This window comes from Pseudomonas sp. NPDC088414, assembly GCF_044753325.1.
In the GTDB taxonomy this organism is placed as follows: domain Bacteria; phylum Pseudomonadota; class Gammaproteobacteria; order Pseudomonadales; family Pseudomonadaceae; genus Aquipseudomonas.
Genome location: NZ_JBIVMY010000057.1, coordinates 1 through 7,641, shown reverse-complemented (window position 1 = coordinate 7,641; position 7,641 = coordinate 1). Strand labels below are relative to the sequence as shown.

The following is a 7,641-nucleotide window of genomic DNA, read 5'->3' as shown; positions in this document are numbered from 1 at the left end:
CAAGAAAGGCAAGCAAGAGCAATACATCAAAGACGACGACGCCATGGAAGAGTACATGACGCAGTCGGCCCTGGAAGATGCGAGCCTGCACCTGAACGAAGAGGCCCCGGGCATTTCCGGTGAAGCGCTGGAGCGTCTGGTAAACGACTTCCGCATGGTGATGAAGACCCTCAAGCGTCTGTCGCGCCTGTACCCGCAGGAGTTGACCGAACACTTCATCTACCTGCCGGCCGTGAGCCTGGAAATGCTCGGCGACCACGCCAAGATGCAGGACTGGCTGGCCCAGTACGAAGTACGTCTGCGCACCGTCGAGAAGTCGGGTCTGGTCTACAAGGCCAGCCTGCGTGAAGACCGTGAACGTGGCGTGTGGCTGCCAGAGGTGGAGTTGATCTCCCACGGCTTGTCGAACTACGTCACCTTCAACCGCGACTTCTTCGGCAGCAACGACTACAAGACCGTCGTCACCCTCGGCGCTCAACTGAGCACCCTGCTCGACGAAGGCGCGTACATCCAGCGTGGCGAGCGCAAGAAAGCGGTCACCGAGTTCAAGGAAGCCCTCGACTGGCTGATGGCCGAAAGCACCAAGCGCCACACCATCCAGCGCTACAAAGGTCTGGGCGAAATGAACCCGGATCAGCTGTGGGAAACCACCATGGACCCAAGCGTGCGCCGCATGCTGAAAGTCACCATCGAAGACGCCATTGGCGCGGACCAGATCTTCAACACCCTGATGGGTGATGCGGTCGAACCTCGCCGTGACTTCATCGAAAGCAACGCTCTGGCGGTTTCCAACCTGGATTTCTGATCCCGGTCGGCGCCAAACGAAAAGGCCAACGCACATGCGTTGGCCTTTTTATTGGCAGATCAAAAGATCGCAGGCTGCGGCAGCTTCTACATGGATTACCGGTAGGAGCTGCCGCAGGTTGCGATCTTTTGTTTTTTACTCGGATGCAACCGTGACACTCTCTAACCGATACCCATACCCATAAATCGTCAGCAACTGCCAACCCCGATCCGCCGTCAGCCCCAGTTTGTTGCGCAGGCGGTAGATGTGCGTATCCAGCGGCCGAGATGACGCGACTTCTTCATGGGGCCAGAAACGTTCGTACAAGTACTCCCGCGACAACGGCCGACCCAGGTTACTGAACAGGCAGCGCGCCAGGCGGTATTCACGTTCGGTCATGACCACGGCCCTGCCCTCGCGGGTGACGCTCAGTTCGGCATCGTCGAAGGTCAGGTCATTGAACGTCAGGACTTCGGCAGCGGTGCTGCGTTGCTGGCTGTGCCGGCGCAGTACGGCGGCGACTCGGGCTTTCAGCTCGTTGGGGCGGAACGGTTTGCTGACGTAATCATCGGCACCGGCGTTCAGCGCCTGGACGATATCGCTTTCGCCGTCGCGGCTGGTCAGCATGATAGCGGCGGGCGGCGACTCCATGTGTTCGCGGGTCCAGCGCAGCAGCGCCAGGCCGGTCAGGTCGGGCAGTTGCCAGTCGAGGATCAGCAGGTCGAAAGTGTCCCGGCGCAATTGGCGCAGCAGGTCCTCGCCCCGTTCAAAGCTGTGCAACGACCAAGGTTGATCTCCCTCCGCAGCCATTTGCTGCAGGGTTTGCTCGACCCGCCGCAGTTCGGCAGGTTCATCGTCCAGTATCGCAACGCGCATACGCGTGGGTTCCTTGTTGCTTGGGCAGTGGCCGGCAACCATAACGGTCTGGCCTGTGCGGTAAAAGTAAGCCGTCCATCATCGGTCGACGTCCGCTATGATTCTTCGGATCTACGTCCTCAGACCTGTGGTCCATGAAACCATTCACTGCCCACCTCCCTGTTTGCCATGAATAGCCCGCGTCGACGCGAAAGCCGCGAGCCGAGTCAGGTCCAGCGCCTGTTTCGGCGGCTGGTGCGTGAGTGGGTGTGGATAAGTCTAGTGCTGTTGCCGCTGACTGCCTTGTTGTCGTATCGCGCGCAGATCAATCTGCACGACGTGGTACCGATGTGGAGTGCGTTGCTTTCGGTAGGGCTGGTAGCCTGCGTACTCGGATTGCTGCTGTGGCGCCCGCGCTGGGCGATCTGGGTAACATCGTGCGGTGTGGCTTGTGTGCTGCTGACCAGCGCCGGGCTGGCGGAAGTCAGGCACTGGTGGTCACCGACTCCAGCAGCGCTCGGCATGTTGTTCGGTTACCTGATCTGGAACTGGCGGCGCCTGAGCGTGGTGCTGACGTACTTTGGCTGGGAGCTGGCGCGACTGGACCGCGAGCCGAAAGTGTTCCCCGAACGGCGCCGCGCAAAATTCACCAGCGCAGACCAGTTACAGGGGCAGATCATGGCGCTGGAACAAGCCATGAGCCGCACGCGCGATACCCGGCGCTTCATTGCCGACGGTCTTGAATACCTGCCGGTGGCAACACTGATCAGCGATCCCAAGGGGCAGATTCTGCTGGGAAACCGCAAGGCCCGCGTATTGTTCGATCATCCTCTGGTTGGCGACGACGTTCTCAAGCAACTGGCCCGCCTTGGTTACCCGGAGTTGTCCACAGAACCACGCCCGGCGCTGTCGGACCTGACGCTGCTGGAGTTTCGCGATCACAAGGAACGCAGCTTGCGTCTGGAGCGCGCGGCATTGCTGCCGGTGGATGGCGATACTCCCATCGGCTGGCTGCTGAGCCTCACCGATCTGAGCGCCGAACGCGCCGCAGAAGAACAGCGCGGGGTCTTGCTGCGTTTTCTATCTCACGATCTGCGCGCCCCACATTCGGCGATTTTGGCCCTGCTCGATGTGCATCGCCATCAAGCCGGAGCGGACTCACCGCTGTTCGAGCAGATCGAGCGCCAGGTACGCCGGGCGCTCGATCTGACTGACGGTTTCGTTCTGTTGGCGCGGGCCGAGTCTGAGGCTTACCAGTTCCAGCCCAGTCTGTTCGCGATGCTGGTACTGGACGTGCTGGATCAGGCGTTGCCCATCGCCCAGCAGAAAAGCATCAAGTTGCTTCATCAAATGGATGAACAATCCCAGGAGCGTCTGATCAACGCTGACCAAGGCCTGCTGACCCGCGCCTTGTTCAACCTGTTGGAAAACGCGGTCAAGTACAGCCCGCCTGATACAACGATCAAGTTGAACGTCAGTTGCCAGGGCGAGTGGCTGTGCTGTGAATTGACCGATCAGGGCAAAGGCATTGCCGCCGATGAGCTGCCGGATCTGTTCACCCAGTACCGGCGCTTTTCGTCGGCGCAGGGGATTGATGGCGTCGGGTTGGGGCTGTCGATGGTCAAGGCAGTGGTCGACCATCATGGCGGTAATATCGATTGCCGCAGTATTGTCGATCAAGGCACCACGTTCCGGCTGCAGTTACCGCTGATCTGCGAGTGAACAGGCACAAAAAAACCGGCTATATCAGCCGGTTCTTTTACTTCCGAAAAAAACTTATGCACCTTTTACGGTGTTTTATGAGCTTGAGAAATATATAAGTAAATCAATCGGTTACTTTCAATATTCAAGCTTTTTCAACAAAACCGTACACAGGTTATCCACAAAATCTCAGACAGCCACCTGATCATTCGCGGCAGGTGCCTGCGGTGCTGGTGGCAGCGAACCCATTTCGCGCTGAGTCTGTTCGTTCCAGGCTTGTACCCGGTCGTTCAACTCGGCGATGGCGCGCGGGCCACTCCCTTCGGCATACATCGGCTTGCCGATGACCACGGTGATCACACCCTGCCTCTTGCCCCAGCCGATTTTTGGCCAGAATTTGCCGGCATTGTGCGCAATCGGCAGCACCGGAAGCGCCGCATTGACTGCCAACGCGCTGCCACTGCGCGAGAACTTGCCAATAGTGCCGTGGGGAACGCGGGTGCCTTCCGGGAAGATCAATACCCAGACATTGTCCTTAAGCAGCTCATCGCCTTTGGCCGCGACTTGCTTGAGCGCGGCTTTCGGGTTGTCGCGGTCAATCGCGATCGGCCGCAGCATGGCCATGGCCCAACCGAAGAACGGTACGTAGAGCAATTCACGCTTGAGCACCTGGCTCAAGGGCGAGAAATAAGCGGAGAGAAAGAACGTCTCCCAGGTGCTCTGGTGGTTCGACTGAATCACGCAGGGCCGATCCGGCACGTTTTCCGCGCCTTTGACTTCGTAACGAATGCCGAGAAACACCTTGGTCAACCACAAGGCACAACGGCACCAGTACACATTGATGAAACGATAACGCGCCTTGAACGGCAAAAAGGGCGCGATAAAAAAGCTCAGGCTGCACCACAGCAAGGCAGTAGTGCCCAGCAGCAGGTAAAAGAGAAAAATTCTGATGGCCTGCAGTATCGACATGGCGACGTTTACCGTTACGGGCAATGCCCGACTGTTCAAGCGCACTCCCGATCAATCCCTGGTCAGGAACTTCAGAAGCACTCTAGTTGTGGATAAGTTCTGCGGCAATCGCCGCCAGATCGTCAAAAATCAGGGTGCCGACCGGAAGGGTTTTGCCCAGAGTTTTTTCGCCTTTCCCGGTCTTTACCAAAACGGGCTGTGAATCGACGGCTTTGGCGGCCTCCAGGTCACCAAGGCTGTCGCCGACGAACCAGACATTCGTCAGCGCCACGTTGTAATGCGCCGCGATGGTTTGCAACATCCCCGGCTTCGGCTTGCGGCAATCGCAACCCGCGTCCGGACCATGCGGGCAGTACACGATCAGCCCGACTTCACCGCCCTGCTCTGCCACCAGCGTGCGCAAGCGCGCGTGCATGGCGTCGAGGGTGGCGAGGTCGTAATAGCCGCGAGCAATGCCCGACTGGTTGGTGGCAACCGCCACCTTCCAGCCGGCCTTGCTCAACTGCGCAATCGCTTCGATCGAGCCGGGCAACGGAATCCACTCCTCCACCGACTTGATGTAAGCGTCGGAGTCGTAATTGATCACTCCGTCCCGATCGAGAATCAGCAGTTTCAACAGCAATCCCTCAACCCAGCAGCGAAATGTCGGCAACCCCGAGGAACAGGCCACGCAGACGCGCCAGCAGCGCATAGCGGTTGGCCCGCACGTTGGCGTCTTCGGCATTGACCATCACCGCGTCGAAGAACGCGTCGACCGGCTCACGCAATGCCGCCAGACGCGCCAGCGATTCGTTGTACTGACGCGCTGCGGCCATTGGCTGCACCGCTTGATCCGCTTGCTGGATCGCCGAGTACAGCGAGAACTCGTTGGCGTTGTCGAAGTATTTGGCCTGGACGTCGGTCGGCACCGAGCCTTCCACCTTGCTCAGCAGGTTCGATACACGCTTGTTCACTGCCGCCAGCGCTGCCGCTTCCGGCAGTTTGCGGAAGGCTTGCACCGCTTGCACGCGCTGGTCGAAGTCCAGCGCCGAACCCGGCTTCAGCGCACGTACCGACAGGTAGGTGGCGACATCGACGCCTTCGTCTTCGTAGCGTGCACGCAGACGGTCGAAGATGAATTCCAGCACCGCGTCGTTCAGACCGGCAGCCTTGACCTTGGCGCCGAACGCACTCACGGCGAACGCCACGGCGTCGTTCAGGTCCAGATCCAGTTGTTTCTCGATCAGGATCCGCAGCACGCCGAGGGCCGCACGGCGCAGGGCATACGGGTCCTTGCTGCCGGTTGGCAGCATGCCGATACCGAAGATGCCGACCAGGGTGTCGAGCTTGTCGGCGATTGCAACGGCTGCACCGGTCAGGGTCGCCGGCAGTTCAGCACCGGCACCGCGTGGCATGTATTGCTCGTTCAGCGCCAGCGCGACGTCTTCCGGCTCGCCGTCATTGAGGGCGTAGTAGTAACCGGCGACACCTTGCATCTCCGGGAACTCGCCGACCATTTCGGTGGCCAGGTCGCACTTCGACAGCAGGCCGGCACGGGCCGCCCACGAAGCGTTGCCGCCGATCCGCGCGGCAATGTAGGCCGCGAGTTTCGAAACGCGCTCGGCCTTGTCGTAGACGCTGCCGAGTTTTTCCTGGAACACCACGTTCTGCAGACGCAGGTTGAAGTCTTCGAGTTTCTGCTTCTTGTCTTGCTTGAAGAAGAACTCGGCGTCGGTCAGGCGTGGGCGAACCACTTTCTCGTTACCGGCGATGATCTGCTGCGGGTCTTTGGATTCGATGTTGGCGACGGTGATGAAACGCGGCAGCAATTTGCCGTCGGCATCCAGCAGGCAGAAGTACTTCTGGTTGTCCTGCATGGTAGTGATCAGCGCTTCCTGCGGCACGTCGAGGAAGCGTTCCTCGAACGAGCACACCAGTGGCACCGGCCATTCGACCAGCGCGGTCACTTCATCGAGCAGCGCCGGCGGCACGATCGCGGTGCCTTCCTGACGGGTCGCCAGTTCTTCGGTGCGTTTGCTGATGATCGCGCGACGCTCGTTGGCGTCGGCCAGCACGTAGGCGGCACGCAGGTCAGCCAGGTAGCTCGACGGCGAACCGATGCGCACGCTTTCCGGGTGGTGGAAGCGGTGACCACGGGATTCGCGGCCAGCCTTCTGCGCGAGGATGGTGCAGTCGATGACCTGGTCACCGAGCAGCATCACCAGCCATTGGGTCGGACGCACGAACTCTTCCTTGCGCGCGCCCCAACGCATGCGTTTCGGGATCGGCAGGTCGTTCAGCGAATCTTCGACGATGGTCGGCAGCAGGCTTGCGGTCGGCTTGCCGGCGATGTTCTGGCTGTAACGCAGTTTCGGACCGCTCTGGTCGATTTCGCTCAGCTCGACGCCGCACTTCTTGGCAAAGCCCAGGGCTGCCTGAGTCGGGTTGCCTTCGGCATCGAAGGCAGCCTGACGTGGCGGGCCGTCGAGGTTGATGCTGCGATCCGGCTGCTGGGTGGCCAGTGCAGTGATCAGTACGGCCAGACGCCGCGGTGCGGCGTAGACGGTTTTGCTTTCGTAGTTCAGGCCGGCAGCTTGCAGGCCCTTGTCGATACCGGCGAGGAACGCTTCAGCCAGGGTGTTCAGGGCTTTTGGCGGCAGTTCTTCGGTGCCCAGTTCAACCAGAAAATCTTGAGCACTCATTGTGCAGCCTCCAGCTTGGCCAGTACTTCGTCACGCAGGTCCGGGGTTGCCATCGGGAAGCCCAGCTTGGCGCGGGCCAGCAGGTAGGCTTGCGCAACGGAACGCGCCAAGGTGCGTACGCGCAGGATGTATTGCTGACGCGCGGTCACCGAGATCGCCCGGCGCGCATCCAGCAGGTTGAAGGTGTGCGAGGCCTTCAGGACCATTTCGTAGCTCGGCAACGGCAGCGGCTGGTCGAGTTCGATCAGGCGCTTGGCTTCGATTTCGTAGAAGTCGAACAGTTCGAACAGTTTGTCGACGTTGGCGTGTTCGAAGTTGTAGGTGGACTGCTCCACCTCGTTCTGGTGGAACACGTCGCCGTAGGTCACCTTGCCGAACGGGCCGTCAGCCCAGACCAGGTCGTAGACCGAGTCCACGCCCTGCAGGTACATGGCCAGACGCTCGAGACCGTAAGTGATCTCGCCGGTCACCGGGTAGCACTCGATGCCGCCGGCCTGCTGGAAGTAGGTGAACTGAGTCACTTCCATGCCGTTGAGCCAGACTTCCCAGCCCAGACCCCAGGCGCCGAGGGTCGGCGATTCCCAGTTGTCTTCTACGAAGCGGATGTCGTGGACCAGAGGGTCCAGCCCGACATGATTGAGAGAGCCCAGG

General features: G+C 60.2%; 6 protein-coding genes and 1 pseudogene. 2 read left to right on the top strand and 5 right to left on the bottom strand.

Translation table 11 applies throughout. The annotated features are described in order from the left end of the window. Positions 1-805 (top strand): annotated as a pseudogene (gene gyrB, locus ACIP8I_RS26775) (DNA gyrase subunit B); the annotation flags it as partial. 135 nt (positions 806-940) lie between these two features. Here the strand turns inward: gyrB and ACIP8I_RS26770 are convergent. Next, positions 941-1,660 (bottom strand): response regulator transcription factor, encoded by a 720-nt coding sequence (locus ACIP8I_RS26770; RefSeq protein WP_400764876.1) that lies wholly within the window; start codon positions 1,658-1,660, stop codon positions 941-943. A gap of 168 nt (positions 1,661-1,828) precedes the next feature. Here ACIP8I_RS26770 and ACIP8I_RS26765 point away from each other — a divergent pair, with 168 nt between their 5' ends. Further along, positions 1,829-3,361, top strand: a complete 1,533-nt coding sequence (locus ACIP8I_RS26765) for an ATP-binding protein (protein ID WP_400764875.1) — start codon at positions 1,829-1,831, stop codon at positions 3,359-3,361. A 168-nt stretch (positions 3,362-3,529) separates the two neighbouring features. Here ACIP8I_RS26765 and ACIP8I_RS26760 read toward each other — a convergent pair whose 3' ends face one another. The 4 genes from ACIP8I_RS26760 to ACIP8I_RS26745 all read right to left on the bottom strand — a co-directional run. Next, positions 3,530-4,309: a 1-acyl-sn-glycerol-3-phosphate acyltransferase gene (locus ACIP8I_RS26760; protein WP_045122165.1), complete on the bottom strand. Its 780-nt coding sequence runs from the start codon at positions 4,307-4,309 to the stop codon at positions 3,530-3,532. Positions 4,310-4,391: 82 nt separating this feature from the next. Next, positions 4,392-4,931: a D-glycero-beta-D-manno-heptose 1,7-bisphosphate 7-phosphatase gene (gmhB, locus tag ACIP8I_RS26755; RefSeq protein ID WP_400764874.1), complete on the bottom strand. Its 540-nt coding sequence runs from the start codon at positions 4,929-4,931 to the stop codon at positions 4,392-4,394. Positions 4,932-4,935: 4 nt separating this feature from the next. Further along, positions 4,936-6,990: a glycine--tRNA ligase subunit beta gene (gene glyS, locus ACIP8I_RS26750; protein ID WP_400764873.1), complete on the bottom strand. Its 2,055-nt coding sequence runs from the start codon at positions 6,988-6,990 to the stop codon at positions 4,936-4,938. After that, on the bottom strand, positions 6,987-7,641 hold a 655-nt coding region (locus tag ACIP8I_RS26745; RefSeq protein ID WP_400764872.1), incomplete at its 5' end, for a glycine--tRNA ligase subunit alpha. The genes glyS and ACIP8I_RS26745, both read right to left, overlap by 4 nt.

Coding starts and splice junctions, on each gene's coding strand:
- glyS (WP_400764873.1), bottom strand. CDS start 6,990: ATGAGTGCTCAAGATTTTCTGGTTGAACTGGGCACCGAAGAACTGCCG.
- ACIP8I_RS26765 (WP_400764875.1), top strand. CDS start 1,829: ATGAATAGCCCGCGTCGACGCGAAAGCCGCGAGCCGAGTCAGGTCCAG.
- ACIP8I_RS26770 (WP_400764876.1), bottom strand. CDS start 1,660: ATGCGCGTTGCGATACTGGACGATGAACCTGCCGAACTGCGGCGGGTC.
- ACIP8I_RS26760 (WP_045122165.1), bottom strand. CDS start 4,309: ATGTCGATACTGCAGGCCATCAGAATTTTTCTCTTTTACCTGCTGCTG.